This window comes from uncultured Citricoccus sp. (assembly GCF_937871995.1).
Lineage (GTDB): Bacteria > Actinomycetota > Actinomycetes > Actinomycetales > Micrococcaceae > Citricoccus.
Genome location: NZ_CALMQR010000112.1, coordinates 1 through 17,758, shown reverse-complemented (window position 1 = coordinate 17,758; position 17,758 = coordinate 1). Strand labels below are relative to the sequence as shown.

At 71.2% G+C, this 17,758-nt stretch carries 18 protein-coding genes; 11 read left to right on the top strand and 7 right to left on the bottom strand.

Annotated elements, in window-relative coordinates; all coding sequences use genetic code 11:
• The 7 genes from Q0283_RS13190 to Q0283_RS13160 form a co-directional block, all read left to right on the top strand.
• Positions 1-594: uracil-DNA glycosylase (locus Q0283_RS13190; RefSeq protein WP_298045063.1), on the top strand; the 594-nt coding region annotated here is incomplete at its 5' end.
• Between the two features lie 152 nt (positions 595-746).
• The gene (locus tag Q0283_RS13185; RefSeq protein WP_298045062.1) at positions 747-1,382 is read left to right on the top strand and encodes a hypothetical protein; all 636 of its coding nucleotides are present in this window, start codon (positions 747-749) and stop codon (positions 1,380-1,382) included.
• Between the two features lie 255 nt (positions 1,383-1,637).
• Positions 1,638-1,859: a DUF3072 domain-containing protein gene (locus tag Q0283_RS13180; protein WP_040386104.1), complete on the top strand. Its 222-nt coding sequence runs from the start codon at positions 1,638-1,640 to the stop codon at positions 1,857-1,859.
• A 143-nt stretch (positions 1,860-2,002) separates the two neighbouring features.
• Positions 2,003-3,163, top strand: coding sequence for an S-layer homology domain-containing protein (locus Q0283_RS13175; RefSeq protein ID WP_298045060.1), 1,161 nt, complete (start codon positions 2,003-2,005; stop codon positions 3,161-3,163).
• Positions 3,164-3,330: 167 nt separating this feature from the next.
• A complete protein-coding gene (locus Q0283_RS13170) occupies positions 3,331-4,698 on the top strand; it encodes an MFS transporter (RefSeq protein WP_183527421.1) in 1,368 nt (455 codons plus the stop codon).
• Positions 4,699-4,709: 11 nt separating this feature from the next.
• Entirely contained in the window at positions 4,710-6,785 is a 2,076-nt protein-coding gene (locus Q0283_RS13165; RefSeq protein ID WP_298045059.1) for an acetoacetate--CoA ligase, read from the top strand.
• Between the two features lie 386 nt (positions 6,786-7,171).
• Positions 7,172-7,573, top strand: a complete 402-nt coding sequence (locus tag Q0283_RS13160; RefSeq protein WP_183527417.1) for a hypothetical protein — start codon at positions 7,172-7,174, stop codon at positions 7,571-7,573.
• 52 nt (positions 7,574-7,625) lie between these two features.
• On the opposite strand, the gene Q0283_RS13155 is transcribed toward Q0283_RS13160, so the two are convergent.
• From Q0283_RS13155 to thpR, 3 genes are all read right to left on the bottom strand, one after another.
• Positions 7,626-8,390: an IclR family transcriptional regulator gene (locus Q0283_RS13155; RefSeq protein WP_183527415.1), complete on the bottom strand. Its 765-nt coding sequence runs from the start codon at positions 8,388-8,390 to the stop codon at positions 7,626-7,628.
• Between the two features lie 183 nt (positions 8,391-8,573).
• Positions 8,574-9,269: a superoxide dismutase family protein gene (locus Q0283_RS13150; protein WP_183527413.1), complete on the bottom strand. Its 696-nt coding sequence runs from the start codon at positions 9,267-9,269 to the stop codon at positions 8,574-8,576.
• A gap of 99 nt (positions 9,270-9,368) precedes the next feature.
• On the bottom strand, positions 9,369-9,920 hold the full coding sequence (gene thpR, locus Q0283_RS13145) for an RNA 2',3'-cyclic phosphodiesterase (protein ID WP_298045057.1): 552 nt from the start codon (positions 9,918-9,920) through the stop codon (positions 9,369-9,371).
• Between the two features lie 426 nt (positions 9,921-10,346).
• On the opposite strand from thpR, the gene Q0283_RS13140 reads away from it, so the two are divergent.
• Complete coding sequence (locus tag Q0283_RS13140; protein WP_183527409.1) at positions 10,347-11,135, top strand: hypothetical protein; 789 nt, start codon at positions 10,347-10,349, stop codon at positions 11,133-11,135.
• A 154-nt stretch (positions 11,136-11,289) separates the two neighbouring features.
• On the opposite strand, the gene Q0283_RS13135 is transcribed toward Q0283_RS13140, so the two are convergent.
• Positions 11,290-12,567: a helix-turn-helix domain-containing protein gene (locus Q0283_RS13135; RefSeq protein ID WP_298045056.1), complete on the bottom strand. Its 1,278-nt coding sequence runs from the start codon at positions 12,565-12,567 to the stop codon at positions 11,290-11,292.
• A 59-nt stretch (positions 12,568-12,626) separates the two neighbouring features.
• On the opposite strand from Q0283_RS13135, the gene Q0283_RS13130 reads away from it, so the two are divergent.
• From Q0283_RS13130 to Q0283_RS13120, 3 genes are all read left to right on the top strand, one after another.
• Positions 12,627-13,736: a ferredoxin reductase gene (locus Q0283_RS13130; protein ID WP_183527405.1), complete on the top strand. Its 1,110-nt coding sequence runs from the start codon at positions 12,627-12,629 to the stop codon at positions 13,734-13,736.
• Positions 13,737-13,776: 40 nt separating this feature from the next.
• Positions 13,777-15,075, top strand: a complete 1,299-nt coding sequence (locus tag Q0283_RS13125) for an acyl-CoA desaturase (protein ID WP_183527403.1) — start codon at positions 13,777-13,779, stop codon at positions 15,073-15,075.
• 176 nt (positions 15,076-15,251) lie between these two features.
• Positions 15,252-15,806, top strand: a complete 555-nt coding sequence (locus Q0283_RS13120) for a GNAT family N-acetyltransferase (protein ID WP_183527401.1) — start codon at positions 15,252-15,254, stop codon at positions 15,804-15,806.
• Between the two features lie 16 nt (positions 15,807-15,822).
• Here Q0283_RS13120 and Q0283_RS13115 read toward each other — a convergent pair whose 3' ends face one another.
• The 3 genes from Q0283_RS13115 to Q0283_RS13105 all read right to left on the bottom strand — a co-directional run bounded on the left by Q0283_RS13115 (position 15,823) and on the right by Q0283_RS13105 (position 17,586).
• Entirely contained in the window at positions 15,823-16,119 is a 297-nt protein-coding gene (locus Q0283_RS13115) for a hypothetical protein (protein WP_183527399.1), read from the bottom strand.
• A gap of 266 nt (positions 16,120-16,385) precedes the next feature.
• Entirely contained in the window at positions 16,386-17,012 is a 627-nt protein-coding gene (locus Q0283_RS13110) for a signal peptidase I (protein WP_183527397.1), read from the bottom strand.
• 1 nt (position 17,013) lies between these two features.
• Complete coding sequence (locus tag Q0283_RS13105) at positions 17,014-17,586, bottom strand: SipW-dependent-type signal peptide-containing protein (RefSeq protein WP_183527395.1); 573 nt, start codon at positions 17,584-17,586, stop codon at positions 17,014-17,016.
• Between the last annotated feature and the right edge of the window lie 172 nt (positions 17,587-17,758).

Below are 17,758 nucleotides of genomic sequence, written 5' to 3'. Positions count from 1 at the left end.
GGCAGGCCCGTGCCCTCCTATGGGGACGAGTCCGCGCGGGTCCTCGTGGTGGGGCTCGCCCCCGCCGCCCACGGCGGCAACCGCACCGGGCGGATGTTCACCGGAGACCGCTCGGGGGACTGGCTGTTCGCAGCGCTGCACCGGGCCGGCTATGCCGAGCGGCCGACGTCCGTGATGGCCGGTGACGGTCAGCGCCTGACCGGGTTGCGCATGGTGGCCCCCGTGCACTGCGCCCCGCCGGACAACAAGCCCACCCCGGCCGAGCGGGCCGCCTGCGGGCACTGGCTGGACCGGGAACTGCAGCTGCTGACCACGGTGGAGTCGATCCTGGTGCTGGGTTCGATCGGCTGGCAGTCCCTGCACGCCGCCGTCGCCCGGATCGGCTGGGGCATGCCACGGCCGCGGGCGAAGTTCGGGCACGGGGTGCAGACGGTGTTCACCGCGCCGGGCGGTGCTGGCGGCGGGGGCGAGGGCGGTCAGGACGCGGGGGAGCGGCAGGTGCGCGTGGTCGGCTGCTACCACGTCTCCCAGCAGAACACCTTCACCGGCCGGCTCACCGAGGCGATGCTGGACGAGGTCATCCGTCTGCTGTGACGGACCTGACATCCTCTCGTGCGTGTCGCCACTCTGTGACGGTCTAGTTTCCATTAGGAAGTTCAATCGTCTCCTGCTACCGTAACTCCGGAAGCTGTCCTGACTTGGGTGGCTCTGCTTTATTGCTCCAGGACCCTTGGAGGGGGAACCACATGTCTATCGACCAGAACACGCCGAAGACCACCAATCGTCCGAGCAAGCGCCGCGGATTCAAGCCCGGCCTCGTTGCCGCCGCGCTCGCCGGCGCCCTGCTGATCCCGGCCGCCGCGGTGACCATCGCCGCCGAGCCGTGGAACCAGGCCACCGCCGCCGAGCAGACCTCGGCCAACGGCAAGGGCCAGCAGAACGGCAAGGGCAAGATGACCTCCGAGGAGGCCGAGGCCGAGCTGCGCGAGTGCCTCAAGGGCACCGACCTCTCCGAGGCCAAGAACCTGGACATCGCTACGCTCATGAAGGCCGTGCGCTGCCTCGAGCTGGTCGACAGCGTGAACGACCCCAACTCCCCGCTCACCGAGAAGGAGGTCACGCAGCTGGTCAAGCAGGGCCTGCAGGCCGTGGAGACCGCCGGTGTGGACCGCGTGCAGATCCCCGGCGTGCTGCGTGTGCTGAGCGACACCGGCCTGGTCAAGCCGCTGGCGGGCAACTCCGCCGCCGACCTGATCTCCGTGATGGCCGAGTCCAAGGTCATCGAGGACTACGCCAACGGTGAGATCCAGCGCAACCAGGCCGCCAAGCAGATCGCCCAGGTCGTCGTGGCCACCGCGGAGAAGCAGAACGCCGCCAAGTAGTCTGACACCCCGCGTGAGGCCCTGACCCGGCCTCACCTGCGAGGAATTCGATCGCCCGGTCCCGGTGGCACTGCCACCGGGACCGGGCGATCTCTGCATCCCCGGGCTACCATGGCCAGCACCCGACGTCGTCGTCACGGAAGGAGCAGCACCATGAGCACCCAGCGTTTCCCCGATCCGGAGGACCAGGTCGCCGCCGGCGCACCCGTGGAGGCCAACGAGGCCGACATCGCCGAGCAGCAGAGGGCCGCCGCCCTGGACGACGGCCAGGACACCATCGGCGCCTCCAGTACCGAGGATCCCGCCCTGGAGAAGGAGCCCGACGAGTGGGTCAGCGGGGACGACCCCATGACCCCGTCCCAGCGGTCCTACCTGGACACCCTGGCCCGGGCCGCCGGCGAGGAGCTGCCCGCCAATCTGACCAAGGCCGAGGCCTCCGTGCACATCGACCGGCTCCGGCGGACCGCCGGAATGTGACGCGCGCGAACCTCCACGTCAGCGGTGGGTTCCGAAAATCGGGGTGGCGGCCTGCCGAGTGCACCGCCTAGGGTGACGAACCTGTGGCCACCCGGGCTCGGGTGGTACCGACACCAGACCTCGGACACCCGGGAGGACTCACCATGGTCGCCGACCGCACCAGCACCCCGCGCCGTACCGCGCCCATCGCCTCGACCGAGGACGCCCCGCGCACCGGCCGCCGTCGTCTGGCCCGTGCCCTCACCGCCGTCGCGGCGTCCGGCGCCCTGCTCGTGCCCGCCGCCGGGGCCGCCGTCGCCGCTCCCGCCACGGACGCCCCCGCGGCGGGCTCCGAGGCCGCCTGCCTGGCCGCCTCGTTCCCCGCCGGCCAGACGTGGACCACGGCCGCCGCCGTCGACGAGTGGCTGGCCTGCGTGGGGCTGAGCAACGGGGCGGCCTACGCCGACCCGGGGATCACCCGCGGCGAGGCCGCACAGATCGCGTACCGCTCCGTCGGGGCCGATGAGCCCGCGGGCGCCTTCGTGTTCGCGGACGTCGCCCCCGGCAGCGACTCCGCCACCGCGATCACCTGGCTCGCCAATGCGGGGATCGTCCGCGGGTACGGTGACGGGGAGTTCAAGGCCGACCGCGCGATCTCCCGCGACGAGCTGGCCATCGTGCTGGTCGGGGCCGCCCTCACCGGTGCCGAGACGCCCGCCGGGGATGCGCCGGCCGCTGCGGTCGGGGACTCGAGCACGGATTCAGACGCCACCGAGGCCACCGCGGACTCTGCCGCCGCTGAGACGGCCGCGGACACGGCCGCCGCCGAGGCACCCGCCGAGGCCGCCGTCGTCGGGAACTCCGATGCGACCGCCTACAAGCGCCAGGCCGCAGCGTTCATGGAGGAGTACGGCTGCAAGGGCACCGCGCTGACCATCGTCAAGGCGACCAGCATCGACGGCGCCACCGGCGTGACCTCCGTGACCTCGGGCCAGCCCGCGTCGGTGCAGATCCGGTCCGGCCTGGACGAGTACCAGCTCGAGCACACCGCCGCGCACGAGTGCATGCACGTACTCCAGCACGCGGTCGCCGACTACGACTTCGCCACCCTGGATGCGATGCTGCAGCCGTACTACTCCGAGGACCTCGTCACGAGCTGGGGTGCCGTGGACATCTACGAGCAGAACGCCGAGTGCGCGGTGCGGTCCCTGGGCTTCCCGCAGGAGTACTCCAGCTATGACGTCGCCTGCACCGAGGCCATGCTGGACGCCGGCCAGGCCATCGCCCTCGGGCACGACCCCCGGGAGGTCGTCGCCGCCGGCTGACCGCCGGTGGACCGCCGGCTGATCACGGGTCGGCCGACGACCGATACCCGCCCGATCGCATCACCGGTCGCATTCCTGAGGACGGAATGTCGACCGGTGATGTGGATCACGCCGCCGCGCCTCTATAGCGTCCGGGTGAGACATTCCCGTTCCACCCTGGAGGACCTATGGACGTGCTGTCCGACATCCGGAAATCGCCAATGACCCCGTTCCAGGTCATGGCCGTCAGCGTTGCGCTGGCCATGATCCTGCTGGACGGGTTCGACGTGGCCGCGATGGCCTACGCCGCCCCTTCGCTGAGCGCCGAGTGGGGCGTGGAGCCCGTGATGCTGGGCTACCTGCTCAGCGCCAGCCTGTTCGGCATGGCCGCCGGCTCGATCTTCCTCACCCCGCTGGCCGACTTCATCGGCCGCCGCTGGCTGGCCGTGGGCTCCATGTTCGTCATCACCGTCGGCATGGCGCTGTCCGCGATCGCCCCGGACGCCACCTGGCTGCTCGTGGTCCGCCTGCTCACCGGCCTCGGCGTGGGCGGCATGATGGCGAACCTCAACGTCCTCGTCTCCGAGTACGCCTCCGATGCCCGCCGCGGGTCCATCATCGGCATCTACGCCGCGGGCTACCCCATCGGGGCGACCATCGGCGGCGTGGTGGCTGAGCCCATGATCGGGGCCTTCGGCTGGGAGGCCCTGTTCTGGGTGGGCGCCGCCCTCAGCGGCCTGATGTTCCTCATCGCCCTGGCCCTGCTGCCCGAATCGCTCGACTTCCTGCTGGCCCGCCGCCCCGCCGGCGCCCTCGAGCGCTCCAACCGCATCCTGGCCAGGATGGGCCGCGCCCCGCTGACGGAACTGCCCGCACTGCCGGCCACCGACGCCTCCGGCGGCGGCATCGCCCAGATCTTCCGGGGCACCGTACGCTTCCGCACCTTCATGCTCTGGATCGGCTACGCCTGCCTGGTGGCCGCCTACTACTTCGCCAACACCTGGACCCCGCAGATCATCGCGCAGGCCTCCGGCGAGGACACCCTGGGCATCCGCACCGGGACCCTGGCCAACCTGGGCGGGATCATCGGTTGCTTCATCTTCAGCGCGCTGGCCATCCGCTTCAAGTCCAACCGCCTGCTGTTCGGCGCGCTGGCCGCGGCCGCCGGTTCCTACGTCCTGTTCGGTCTCGTCTTCTCCGTGATCCCGGTGGCCATGGGCACCGCCGTGCTGTTGGGCGTGCTCACCACCGCGGGCATCGCCGGCTTCTACGCCGTGGCCCCGGGCGTGTACTCGGCCACGGCGCGCGCCACCGGTATCGGCTGGATGATCGGCATCGGCCGCCTGGTCTCGATCGCCGCCCCCATCCTGGTCGGCTACCTGATCGACGGCGGCTGGGCACCCGAGAGCATCTTCTACCTGTTCGCCATCCCGCTGCTGATCGCCGCCGCCTGCGTGGCCGCCCTCAGCCTGTCGATGAAGCGCGGTGCCGGGACCACCTCGGCCGACGCCACGGCGTCCGCCGCCGCCCCGGCCGCCGCCCGCCCCACCGCCTGAAAGGACCCGACATGACGACGACGACCACCCAGCCCGGCACCCTGCTCACCCCCGCCCCCGACCGCGCCGACTGGCACACCACCCGGATGGGCCGGTTCCTGGAGGACCTCGAGGCCCGGTACGGCCAGCGATTCGCCACCTACGACGACGCCTGGGCCTGGTCCGTGGCGAACCTCGAGGACTTCTGGAAGGAGGTGTGGCAGCACTTCGAGGTGATCACCCACGCCCCGTACACGGCCGTCCTTCAGGAGCGCACGATGCCCGGGGCACGGTGGTTCCCGGGAGCGCGGATCAACTACGCCGAGCACGTGCTGCGCAGGCTCCGCGAGCGTCCCGACGACATCATGGTCACCTCCCGGTCCCAGACCACCGGATCCGTGGAGTGGACCGGGGCGCGGCTGGAGGAGGAGATCGCCCGCATCCAGGCCGGGCTGATCGCCCGCGGCGTGGGCGTGGGCGACCGGGTGGCCGGGTACCTGCCCAACATCCCGGAGACACTGGCCGCCTACCTGGCGACGACGGCCCTCGGCGCGATCTGGTGTGCCGTGCCCCCGGAAATGGGCCCGCAGTCCGTGCTCGACCGCATCAGCCAGCTCGAGCCGACGCTGCTGATCGCGATCGACGGCTACCGCTACGGCAAGCGCGAGCTCTCCCGCGCCGACGACCTGGCCCGGATCCGGCAGTTCCTGCCCGGCACCCGGACCGTCCTGCTGCCCTACCTGGACCCGAACGCCCAGCCGCCCGAGGGCGCCGAGGGCTGGGCCGCGTTCACCGGCCGGGTCGGAACGGGCCTCGAGGCGAGGGGCGCGGGGGTGAGGGGCACGGGTCAGGCCGTGGCCGGCGTCGGGACCGGGACTGCCGTCCCGGAGGTGCACATCGAGCCGGTGCCCTTCGACCACCCGCTGATCGTGCTGTTCTCCTCCGGCACCACCGGACGGCCCAAGGCGATCGTGCACGGCCACGGAGGCATCCTGCTCGAGCACCTCAAGGCCCACGGGCTGCACTTCGGCATGAGCGAGGCCGACAACGCGTTCTGGTTCTCCACCACCGGCTGGATGGTCTGGGCCATGGGCATGTCCTCCCTGCTGCTGGGCGCCTCCGTGGTGCTCATGGACGGGGACCCGAACTGGCCGGCCGCGGACGGGGAGTGGTCCCAGTGGGCGGTGATGGCCGAGACGAAGTCCACCTACATGGGCACCGGCTCCGCCTACCTGGGGGCCTGCGCCCACGCCGGGATGCGCCCCCGCGAGCGCTGGGACCTCTCTCGGTTGCGGGAGATCCAGTGCTCGGGCTCGCCGCTGGCCGCCGACGTCGCCGGCTGGGTGCTCGACGCCGTCAACCCGGACCTGCTGCTGGCCCCCACCTCGGGCGGCACGGACATCTGCGCCGCGTTCGTCGGCGGCAGCCCGCTGACCCCGGTCTGGGCGGGGGAGATGTCCTGCCGTCCGCTCGGGGTGGCCGTGGAGTCCTGGGATCCGGAGGGCCGGCCGCTGCGAGGCGAGGCCGGGGAGCTGGTCTGCACCGCGCCGATGCCCTCCATGCCGGTGTTCTTCTGGGGCGACCAGGACTTCGAGCGCTACCGGGACAGCTACTTCGGCGTCTACCCGGGCGTGTGGCGCCACGGCGACTGGCTGATGCAGACCGAGCGCGGCTCCTGGGTGATCACCGGCCGCTCGGACGCCACCCTGAACCGCGGCGGGGTGCGCCTGGGCACCGCCGAGTTCTACGCCGTGCTGGACGCCCTGCCCCAGGTCAGGGACACCATGGTGTTGCACTTCGAGGACGCCGGGGGCATGGGCAAGCTCGTCCTGCTGGCCGAACCGGAGGAGGGCGCGGACGAGGCGGCGCTGGAGCGGACCATCCGCACCACCCTGCGTACCGAGCTCTCCCCGCGCCACGTCCCGGACCACGTGGTGTTCGTCCCCGCGATCCCACGCAATCCCACCGGCAAGCGCCTGGAGATCCCGCTCAAGCGCATCATCCAGGGCGCGGTCCGCGGCGAGGTCATGGACGTGGGCATGGTCGCCCGGCCCGAACAGGTCGACGCCACGGTCAGCCGCGTCCAGCGGGCGCTGGCCGGGGCCTGACGCCCTTCAAGGTCACTTCTGGTGCGTGCCGGGCGTGGATCACGCCCGGCACGCCGCCGGCGGGGTCCTCGGCCCTTCGACGCGGTGAGGCCATGTCGACTATCCCGTCTCGAAGGCAGGAGGGGATGCACGCAATTCGGGGGTGACGCGTGCGTGACGAGTGGTTGACGAGTGCGCACCACCCTGTCGAGGGGCGAGAGCGGAAACTACGTTTGTACCGTGAGGACACGTCCACGTTCACCCCACCTCCGGTGACGATCATGAAGGAACACCCCGCGGCTCGCGCATCCTGACCGGCCGATGCGGGCACCAACCAGCACCCCGGGTCACGGATAGGCCCCGACCGGAGTGTGCGCGGCCGCCACTACCGCATGGGAGCGAGATCCATGACCGAACAGATCCTGCACCTCGAATCGATCTGCGACCCGAAGGCCACGATCCGGCATCTCACCGACTATCTCGGCCATCTGCGCGCGCACGTAGAGCCTGCTGACGAGGACACGCTCCCCCTCGACCCCCTGGAAGATCCCCCGGACGAGGCCGTCACCGGGTCAGGATCCGGCCCGTTCGGTATCGGCGCATGGAGCGTACAGGCGTTCCTCAGGGCCCGCGACAACGGAACCCTGATCACGCTCCGCGCCCTCGGGGAGAAGACGCCCTCCCGGGCCCTGAGCCGACGACACCCCACCATGTCCCTGACCAGCAGCGTCAGGAAGATGGAACACCTCGCGCGCCTGCTGCGGGCCATGGACGCGGGCGCCAGAATGCAGAGGTCGCATCACGCCTGACGGTGGATGGCGTCTGGACGTGACCCTCGGAGCCCGGCCGGCCGGGCGCAGGTCACTGGGCAAGCTCAGCGTGCCGCTGCTCGAGGATCCGGGCGGCGGCACGCAGGGTCTCCACGTGGTGGGGCAGATCGGCGCGGGTGAAGCGGAGGCTGGGGGTCGCCGTCGTGAGCCCGGCCAGCGGCCGCCCCAGCTCATCCACGACCGCCACGCCGATCCCCACCACGCCCTGCTCCGTCTCCTCGATGTTGGTGGCGTAGCCGTCCTGGCGGATGCGGGTCATCCGGCGCTTGAGCGTGGCCCGGGACTGGATGGTGGCCGTGGGCCAGTCAGGCAGTCCCGCCCGGAACAGCTCATCCAGCTGCTGGTTGTTGAGCCGGGACAACAGGGCCTTGCCGCCGGCCGAGGTGAACGCGGGCAGGACGTCCCCGGTGCGGGAGGCGATGCGCAGGGAGTGCCCGGACTCGATCCCGTCCAGGAACAGGATGTTCCCGCCGCGCAGCACCATCACCTGGACGGTCTCCCCGGTCTCGGCGCGGGCGAGCTCGAGGGCCGGGCGGGCGGCGTCGCGCAGGGCGGCCAGTGCGGGGGAGGTGACCGGGGAGGTCCGGAACGCCGGACCGACGAGGTAGCGGCGCAGGTGGTCCTGGCGGGCGAAGTCCCGGTGGACCAGCGCCGTCAGCAGCCGGTGCGCGGTGGACGGGGCCACCCCCAGGTGTGCGGCGGCCTCCGCGACCGACACCGACCCCTGTTCGCGCAGCAGGGTCAGCAGCACGAGGGCGCGGTCCACCGACTCGATGGGGGAGGAACCGGACGCCATGGGTCCAGCGTAGGACCCCGGGGGAGCGGTCCAGGACGTTGGCGGAGCGACACCGGCCCCGCGCCGAGCGGTGGAGGGCCCGGCGCGGGAGCCGACGTCGGGTGCGGGCGCGGAGACCGGCCCGGGGGCCGGCGTCGGGTGCGGACGCGGGGACCGGCGCGGGGGCCGGCGTCGGGACCTGCGTCAGCCCTGCGCGGCCTCGACGACCCCGCAGGCCAGCCGGTCCCCGGCGTCACCGGTCTTGGTGGTGTCCTCGTCCGGTCCCTCCGGGGCGTAGCGCTCGGGGATGTTGGCGTAGTTGTCCGGTGTGGAGTGGATCATCAGGGCCGAGCCGTCCTCGTCGTCGAGGTCCTCGGCCGTGAACCGGTCCGTGTGGAAGGTCAGGTGGCCGTCTCCGGACTCCTGCACCAGCAGGGTGGGCAGGTCCCCGGCGTGCTCCGGATGCTGGGTCTCCGTCCCGCCCAGGTGGCCCCCGGCGGAGAGGAACGCCCCGGTCTTGTCCGGGTTGTCCGGGGCGGCACTGTCCGGCTCGCACTGACCGATCGCGTGGACGTGGAGGCCGTAGAAACCCGGGTCCATCCCGGTGGCCTGCACGTGGAGCTCCATCGCCCCCTCGGCCTCGGTGAACTCCACGGTGCCGACGTCGCCACCCTCGGCATCCTTCAGGGCCGCCGTGAACGCCGGCGTCCCACCGGTGCCGGGGCTGGCGGTGTCCCCGCCGGCCATGGGGGACGAGGCGCTCTGGGCGACCTCGGGCGGGGCGGACGAGGCGTCGGCCTCACCGCCCTGGTCGGCGCAGGCCGACAGGGCGACCAGACCGGTCAGGCCCAGCAGGGCCGCCGCCGTCCGGGCGCGAGTGGTGTCTGATGCGTGACGCATGGTGTTTCCTCTCCTCGGACCGTTGCGGCCGACGGTCGGGACAGTGCCGGCCGCGTCACGGCATGGCTCCTCCAACGGTACCGACACGCTCGGGCGCGGTCAGGTGGCCAAAGGTGCCGTCATCACGGTGCGGTGCCGCGGGCGGTGGCCGTGGCCCTGCAGCACCGACTCCACCAGGTGCACCTCCTCCACCGTCCACAGCGGCGGCCGGAACGTCTCCAGCACCCGGATCCAGCGCGTGGCGTTCTCCGAGCGGGGCGGGCGGGCCACGGTCAGGTGCGGCGTGAACGCCTTCCCGTCCGGTGCGACGCCGGCCCGGTTCGCTGCGCTGCGCACGCGTCGGGAGAGCCGGGAGAGTTCCTCGGCCCCGTCCTCGACGCCGAGCCAGAGCACGGCCGGCCGGTCCGGGTGGGGGAACGCTCCGGCGCCGTGGATCCCGCACACGAACGAGGGCACGGGCGCGCAGGCCTCCGCGATGAGCTCCTCCAGCGGCTCGGCGGCCCGGTCCGGCACGTCCAGCAGGAAGGCGAGGGTCACGTGGAGCTGCTCCGGGGCGCTCCACCGCATCCCGGGCCGCGACTGCAGGAACTCGGCGAACTCCTCGCGGATCTCCAGCGGCGGGTAGACCGCCACGAACATGCGCTGTCCCATGCAGGCCAGCGTAGGGGCTTCCTGGTCGCAGTGGTGTGGGAGATCGGCGGGCATCAGCTCAGTGGGATGACTTACGAGCACGCTCGACGGTGTTCTGTGCGGCGTGTTCCACCGTCCGGCGTGCTCGTAACCCCCACCCACGTGGGGCAGGGGGGGTGTGGCGGCCCGGGTGGCCGGAAGCTGTGGACAACTCCTGCAGGGGTGCGGGCAATCATCGACGCTGGGGTGATGGATCCGAGCAGTGAACGACGTGACCGGGATGCCGCCGTCCAGGCGACCTGCACCGGCGCGGCCAAAACCGTCTTCACGATCCAGGAGGCACGTGCGGCGGGGATGACAGACCATCAGCTCCGAGATCCCCGTCTGAAGTCACCCACACCCGGCATCCGGGTCTGGGACGGATCGGAACAGCCGTGGACCGAGTCCGTGCAGGCGATCTCCTCCTTGCCCGGTGCTCACTACCTGAGCCACACCACGGCCGCCCGGTTGTGGGGGATCTGGCTGCCACCGCACCTGGACCACGACTGGCCCGTGCACGTGACCGGCCGGAAGGGAACCGCAGGGGGCCGGCGTCGTCCGGGCGTGGCCGGCCACAAGGCCACTCTTCACCCGGACGACGTCACCGTGGCCGGTCCGTTCCGGCTGACGACGCCGGAGCGGACCTGGCTCGACCTCGCAACCCTGATCCGAGACCCGGACGAGTTGGTCGAGGCCGGTGATGCGCTCCTGCAACGTGCGGACGGGCCCTCCCGTCCTCCCGGCGTACTCGGCTCGAATCCGCTCTCGTCCTTTACCGCCCTCGACGCCGCCATGACCCGGCGGCGCAGGACCAAGGGCATCACCGCCGCCCGGGAGGCACGGGCGCTGCTGCGCGAGGGAGTCGACTCGCCGCTGGAGACGAAGACCAGGATGATCATCCTGGGCGCGGGCCTGCCGGAACCGGTGGTCAATGAGTGGGTGTGGCTCTCACCCACCCTGAGGCGCCGCCCGGACCTGCACTACGTCCAATGGAAGATCGCCATCCAGTACGACGGCGCAGGCCACGGCGGACGCGACCAGCTCAACAGCGACATCCACCGGGACGAGGACTTCACGGCCCACGAGTGGGAGGTCGTCCGCGCCGCCAGCGACATCTACACGCGGGCCGGCCAGCGCCTCTTCCTGGACCGTCTCCGCCGCGTCATCGCCTCACAGCGCACACGACTCGGCGTCTGAGGCACCTCGACAGCTGACACGTGTGGACTTCTGACTCGCGTGGGCAACTGATGGGCGTGGACTACGGATACCCCGAGTTACGATCACGCTGCACGGTGACTGCACCGGCGTGTCTCACCGTGCAGCGTGATCGTAACTCTGGGCGGCGCGGGGGTTACTGCCACCGGGTCCGCAGCACCATCTCCAGTTCGAAGCGCGCCTCGGGATCGTCCAGCTGCTCCCCGAACAGCTCGCGCAGCCGGGCCAGCCGGTAGCCCACGGTCTGCGGGTGGATGCCCAGCTCCTCGGCCACGGGCACGCGCTGACCCCAGTGGACCAGCCAGGACAGCAGGGTCTGTTCCAACACGAGCCGCTTGGCCTCGGTCAGCTCGTCCAGCGGGGCCAGCCGCCGGGAGGCCAGCTCCGCCATCACCTCCGGCTCGGCGCCCAGGACCACCCGCCCCAGGTGGTCGGCGGCGAACACCGGGGCCCCGCCGTCGTCGGGCTCCTGGCCTGCCGCACGCTGGGCGGCGACCAGCCGGGCCACCCGGTGGGAGAGCGGGACCCGGTCCCACCGCGCCGGGGGCCCGATCACGGCCGAGGACCCCGCGAACACCTCCGCCACGCGGGAGCGCAGCCCGGCCACCTCGGGCGCCGCCACGACCGCGGTGGCCTCGGACTCCCGCTCGACCACCAGGCCCGCGGTGCCCAACCGCGTGCGCACGGTGGAGGCCAGCTCCAGCGGCATCACGACGACGGCGATCCGGTCCGGCAGCCGCCAGTCCGCCGCCGCGGCGAGCCGCCGCAGCTCGGCGGGCTGGGTGGTGCCGGCCAGCAGGGCCCCGACCAGGTCGGCACGGCGCAGCTCCAGGGCCCCCGCCCGGGAGGTCTGCTCGAAGGCGTAGGCCTGCACGCTCACCGCGGACAGTTCGTCGATGTACGCCAGGATCGACTCGCCCAGGTCCACCACCACGGACATCTCCATACCCTGTTCGGCGCAGGCCTCGGACAGCCCGCGGAACGTGATCCGGGCGCCCGTGCGGTAGGCGGCGAGCAGGGCGTCCATGCTCCGGCCCTGGCGGTACTCGCCCGCCCCGAGCGCCGCGACCAGTTCGCGGGAGTGCTCGTCCAGGGCGGGGGAGTCGGTCCCGGGCAGGGAGAGCAGCTGCTCCAGGGCGCCGTGCACCCCGAGGTAGAGCACCTCGTTGAACCGGTCGGTGCGGGTGATCGCATAGGCGGGGATCTGGTCCGGGACGACGTCGATGATCTGCTGGGTGACCCGATCGGCGGCGGGGGCAAGCCGGGCGCCCAGATCGGCCGGCAGGGACCGCCACGGCGGACTCAGCCGCTTCGTCCCGGGGGTGTGCTCGACGGCAGGCGCCGGGGGCCCACCGGCGAGCGGGTGCGAAGAGCGTTCGTCCGGCGCATCGTTGTTGTCCGGGGATAGTTTCACGGGACCAATCGTACCCACGTGGTGCAGAAAACTATCTCCGCGCTCTATAGGATGGAGCCATGGCCGGAAAGTCTCTGATCTCCCTACTCGCCTCGGCGATGACCACCCCGCGCTCGCCGCAGGACTTCCTCGCGCTGCTGGACCCCGTGCACTCCTCCCGGCAGCTGCGAGGCGTCGTCACCCGGGTGGACCGCTCCGTGCCCGGTTCGGCCACCATCTCCTTCCGTCCCGGTCCGGGCTGGAAGGCCCACCAGGCCGGACAGTGGGCGCGCATCGGCGTGGACGTCAACGGCGTGCGTCAGTGGCGGTCCTACTCCCTGTCCGCGGCGGCGGGCGCCGACCCCGAGATCACGGTGACGGACATCGGCAAGGTCTCCGGCACGCTCGTGCGCCATACCGAGCCCGGTGACGTGCTCTTCCTGGCCCGGCCCGAGGGCGACTTCACCCTCCCCGAACACCCCCGGCCGCTGCTGATGCTCACCGCCGGGTCCGGGCTGACCCCGGTGATGTCCATGATCCGTACCCTGGTGCCCCGCCGCCCGGACGCCGACGTGGTCCTCATCCACTCCGCCCGCACGCCCGACACGTCCCTGTTCCGCGAGGAGCTGGCCGAGCTGGCCGACCAGTTCCCCGGGCTGCGGGTCCACCACCACGCCACCGCGGACGAGGGGCGCCTGGACCTCAGCGGTCCCGACGCGCTGGACGAGCTGTGCCCGGACTGGCGCGAGCGGGCCGCCTACGCCTGCGGTCCCGGCGGATTCCTCGACGACGCCGAGGCCCTCTGGGCGGCCGAGTCCCGTGCCGCCGGGGCCGGTTCGGGTGCGGTGGGACTGGCCGGCGCGGGTGGTCCCGCGGCCGGCGAGCTGAAGATCGAACGGTTCCGTGCCGACCTCGTGGTCGGCGAGCCCGGCGCCGGCGGGCTGGTGGTCTTCGAGACCTCCGACGTCGAGGCCGACGCCGCCGGTGACGTGCCCCTGCTCGAGGTGGCCGAGGACGCCGGCATCCCCGCCCCGAGCGGTTGCCGCATGGGCATCTGCCACGCCTGCCTGGTGCCGTTGCGCTCCGGGCAGGTGACCGACCTGCGCACCGGCGAGGTCCACGGTGACCCCGGTGAACTCATCCAGACCTGCGTCAGCGCAGCGGCCGGACCCGTCAGTCTCGGCCTCTGACGCCCCCACAGTTTTCCTCTCCCGACCCCTTAGGAGAATCATGACCCTGATCTCAGACCGCAAGAACTCCACGTTGCTGACCTCCGGCAAGCGCCCCGGTGCCGTCGCCGGCCCGGACACCCACAGCTGGGCACCGGCCGACCCCACGGTCGACGAGACCGCCCGCACCGAGGGGACCGGCCGTCGTCGGGACCCGGAGGCAGGACGCACCACGGCCGCGACCGTGCGTCCCGGTTCCCTGGCCGCCGCCGGTGGCCCCATCGTGCGCCCGCCGGCCGCCGCGCACCTGACCGACGAGCAGGTGGCCGAGCTCGGCCGCGAGCTCGACGCCGTCCGGGACGGGGTCCTGGCCGAGCGCGGTGCCACCGACGCCGCCTACATCCGCCGCGTGATCCGGCTGCAGCGCGGCCTCGAGGTCGCCGGCCGCGCCTGCCTGCTCGGTGCCGGCAACAAGGTGTCCTGGGTGGCCGGCACCGCCATGCTCACGTTCGCCAAGATCATCGAGAACATGGAGATCGGGCACAACGTGCTCCACGGCCAGTGGGACTGGATGCGCGACCCGGACATCCACTCGACCACGTGGGAGTGGGACTTCGTCACCCCCTCCACGTCCTGGCAGAACACCCACAACGACATGCATCACCGCTGGACCAACGTGATCGGCAAGGACCGGGACGTCGGCTACGGCGTGCTGCGCATGGACGCCGATGAGACCTGGGAGCCCAAGCACATCCTCAACCCGGTCATCAACGCCGGGCTGGCCCCGATCTTCGAATGGGGCATCGCGTTCTACGACCTGGAGATCCACAAGGTCCAGTCGGGGGAGAAGTCCTACGCGGAACTGCGGCGGGACCTGAAGGTGGTCGGCCTCAAGGCGGCCCGGCAGTTCGCCAAGGACTACGCCGCCACCCCGATCGCCGCCCAGCTGGTGTCCGGCTCCGGGAAGCAGGCGCTGCTCGGCACCATCGTGGCCAACGGCCTGCGCAACATCTGGGCGCACTCCGTGATCTTCTGCGGGCACTTCCCCGAAGGCGCCGAGACCTTCACCGAGGAGATGGTGGAGGGGGAGACCCGCGGCGACTGGTACGTGCGCCAGATGATCGGCTCGTCCAACATCTCCGGCTCGAAGTTCATGCACTTCATGACCGGCAACCTCTCCCACCAGGTGGAGCACCACCTGTTCCCGGACCTGCCGTCCAACCGGTACGCCGAGGTGGCCGTCAAGGTCCGCGAGATCTGCGACCGCTACGGCCTGCCCTACAACACCGGGCCGCTGCACAAGCAGGTCGGCTCGGCCTGGGCCAAGGTGTTCCGGCTGGCGCTGCCGAACAAGAAGTAGTCGTTCGTCAGGACGGACGCCCTCGAGGCCCCGGGCCGGACGGCCGAAGTTATGACCGGTCGGGGTTACGTACCGATGGGCGGAGTTACGATCACGACGCACGGTGGTTTGTCCGGCGTGTCCCACCGTGGAGCGTGATCGTAACTCCCGGGAGGGCGGTTCGTAGAATGGCGCCCATGCTGACACCCCCCGACCCCGTCCTGCCCGCCGGCTACACGCTGCGCCCGATGGAGTGGTCGGACCTCCCGGTGGTGCACGCCCTGGAGACCCGGTTGTTCCCCGAGGACGCCTGGCCCCTGCACTTCTTCGAGGACGAGCTGAACGAGGCCCGTCCCCGGGAGGACGGCGGCACCCGCGACTACCGCGTGATCGAGGCCTCCTGTGAGGCGGCCGGTGCGGTGGACGCCGAGGGGAGCGCCGGCATCGTGGGGTACTGCGGACTGATGTGCGTCCCGCCGCTGGCCGATGTCCAGACCATCGCCGTGGTCCCCGAGGCCGAGGGACGCGGACTGGGCACGGCGATGCTGCAGTGGATGGTGGCCGAGGCCGCCCGGCGCGGGGCACGCGACGTGCTGCTGGAGGTACGGGCGGACAACCCGCGCGCGCAACAGCTCTACGTCCGTCACGGCTTCGAGCACATCCACACCCGGGCCGGGTACTACCCGGGTGGGTACGGACTGCCGCCGGTGGACGCACTGATCATGCGGCGGAGGCTGCTGCCGGAGGGCTGAGGGCCACGGCGTGGGTTCACCAGCACCGGGGCGTCAGGCCGATGGTCGCCGTGCCGTCACCGCCAGGGTGGAACGTCACGGTCCGCTCGATCACCTGGGACTGCCCCGTCGCCGTCACGGCAGACAGCCGGACGGGATAACAGCTATTGCCGTTGGGGACGGTGACGACGGCCTGGCGCTGGCCCGTCTGCACCGACACATTCGTGGACCCGAGAACCTCGACCACGTACTGCGTGACGGTCTGTCCGGCCGGCGCCGCCCACCGGAGGGTGACCGTGACGGGACTGCCCTTGCTGACCTGCACGACCTCCAACACCGGATCCGACGTCCACTGCCACGGCTGGTTGGTGGGGGCAGGGGTAGTGGGCGTGGGTGTTGGTGTTGGAGTCGGTGTGGGTGACGCAGGCGGCGTAGGTGTGGGTGTAGGCGTAGGTGTAGGGGACGCTCCCCACGTGCCGGTGGCAACCTGAACCGTGGCGTGAGTCTGCATCGACCACAGGGCGGAGGCACCCGAGACACCGAGGCCGCCCAGGAAGACCACCAGGAAGACGGCCAGGAACATGCGCCCCGGTGAGCGGGTCATCGGCCCTCCTCGGAACGCTGCACGACCGTGTCCGTCTGGTGGGTGGCCGCCTCGATGAGCTGCTGGTCGCGCTTTTCCCTGCGCTCGCGGACAGCGCCACGCACCATGCTGAGGGCACCCCACGCGATGAGGGCGACGGCCAGGATGGTGACGAGTGTGCTGCGGTTGGCATTGCCCAGGGCATTGGCCACGAAACCGACGTAGGGGACGGCGTAGAACAGCTTGCCGCGGACCTGGATCTCCCTGACGGGCTCGGGGTCGGCGACGTCATTGTTGTCGCCCTGGGTGATCAGAAGGCGCTCGCCGTCCTGACTGGCCGTGAACCCGGTGATGCGATGGGTGATGACCTCGGGGCGGCCGGACTCGATCTGGAAGGTGACGACGTCGCCGGCCCGTAACTGGTCGAAGTCGGTCGGCTTGACCACCAGGAACGTCCCCGGGGGGTACTTCGGGGCCATCGAGCTGGTGAGCACCGAGTAGGTCTGGGAACCCGTGACGAGGGGGACGGCAATCAGGAGGATCGCGGCCAGGGCGAAGAAGCACAGCGCGATGAAGGAGACGGTCTGCCCTATCCACTGGAACCAGGCCGGGGCGCTGCGCCGGGGTACACGCGAATCATTCATGTCAGACACCTGCAGGAAGCTGGGAGACGGATAGGTCTAGGACGGCGGTGACTGTCCTGCCACTGAGCGAAGGGGGCGCGTTCGGTTCGAGGGCGACCTGTACGCAGTACGAGGCGGACTGGTCCTTGGGGACCTGTACCGATTTGGCGGCGGTCGTGTAGGCACCGGACGGGACATCGGAGCACGTCCCGGAGGTTCGGGGAGCAGTGGTGAGGATGAGGTAAGGCTTCATGTCCGCCTCGGTCCCGCTCGCGGGAACTGGGGCACTTAGGCCGGCCCTGACGTTGAACGGGCCTGAGGCATTCGTCGCGTTGGTGACGGTCACGGCAGCGTAGACATTCTGGGTGGGGGAAAGCATGGTCGTTTGATCTTCCAACGCGAGGGAGACGTTCGACCCGTCGGCAGGGATGCTCTTCCCGTTGACCGTGATATCGAAGTTCGCCGCCTGGACCGTGCCCGGGTTCGACTGCATGGACGCATTCCACAGCGCCCAGGTCCCCCCGACACCCAACGAGCCCGCCACCACTGCGAGACCAATCACCGCTGCGGTGAGCAGCATGTTCTTGGTGCGCATGAGCATCTCTTTCGATGTCCGGTGCCAGTGGCGGCGGGCCTGCTGATAGTGACCACGTCAGGGGAGGACGCGATCGATTCCACCCCCACCCTAATGATGAGACGGTGCCACGGACGGCCGTGGACCAGCTGGGGGTGGAGGGAGCCCGGTGGTGAGCGAGACGGCCGCCGGA

Bases quoted from the DNA above. Each gene is read 5' to 3' on its own strand.
- Q0283_RS13185 (WP_298045062.1), top strand. From the start codon at position 747: ATGTCTATCGACCAGAACACGCCGAAGACCACCAATCGTCCGAGCAAG.
- Q0283_RS13175 (WP_298045060.1), top strand. From the start codon at position 2,003: ATGGTCGCCGACCGCACCAGCACCCCGCGCCGTACCGCGCCCATCGCC.
- Q0283_RS13170 (WP_183527421.1), top strand. From the start codon at position 3,331: ATGGACGTGCTGTCCGACATCCGGAAATCGCCAATGACCCCGTTCCAG.
- Q0283_RS13165 (WP_298045059.1), top strand. From the start codon at position 4,710: ATGACGACGACGACCACCCAGCCCGGCACCCTGCTCACCCCCGCCCCC.
- Q0283_RS13160 (WP_183527417.1), top strand. From the start codon at position 7,172: ATGACCGAACAGATCCTGCACCTCGAATCGATCTGCGACCCGAAGGCC.
- Q0283_RS13155 (WP_183527415.1), bottom strand. From the start codon at position 8,390: ATGGCGTCCGGTTCCTCCCCCATCGAGTCGGTGGACCGCGCCCTCGTG.
- Q0283_RS13150 (WP_183527413.1), bottom strand. From the start codon at position 9,269: ATGCGTCACGCATCAGACACCACTCGCGCCCGGACGGCGGCGGCCCTG.
- thpR (WP_298045057.1), bottom strand. From the start codon at position 9,920: ATGGGACAGCGCATGTTCGTGGCGGTCTACCCGCCGCTGGAGATCCGC.
- Q0283_RS13130 (WP_183527405.1), top strand. From the start codon at position 12,627: ATGGCCGGAAAGTCTCTGATCTCCCTACTCGCCTCGGCGATGACCACC.
- Q0283_RS13125 (WP_183527403.1), top strand. From the start codon at position 13,777: ATGACCCTGATCTCAGACCGCAAGAACTCCACGTTGCTGACCTCCGGC.
- Q0283_RS13120 (WP_183527401.1), top strand. From the start codon at position 15,252: ATGCTGACACCCCCCGACCCCGTCCTGCCCGCCGGCTACACGCTGCGC.
- Q0283_RS13110 (WP_183527397.1), bottom strand. From the start codon at position 17,012: ATGAATGATTCGCGTGTACCCCGGCGCAGCGCCCCGGCCTGGTTCCAG.
- Q0283_RS13105 (WP_183527395.1), bottom strand. From the start codon at position 17,586: ATGCGCACCAAGAACATGCTGCTCACCGCAGCGGTGATTGGTCTCGCA.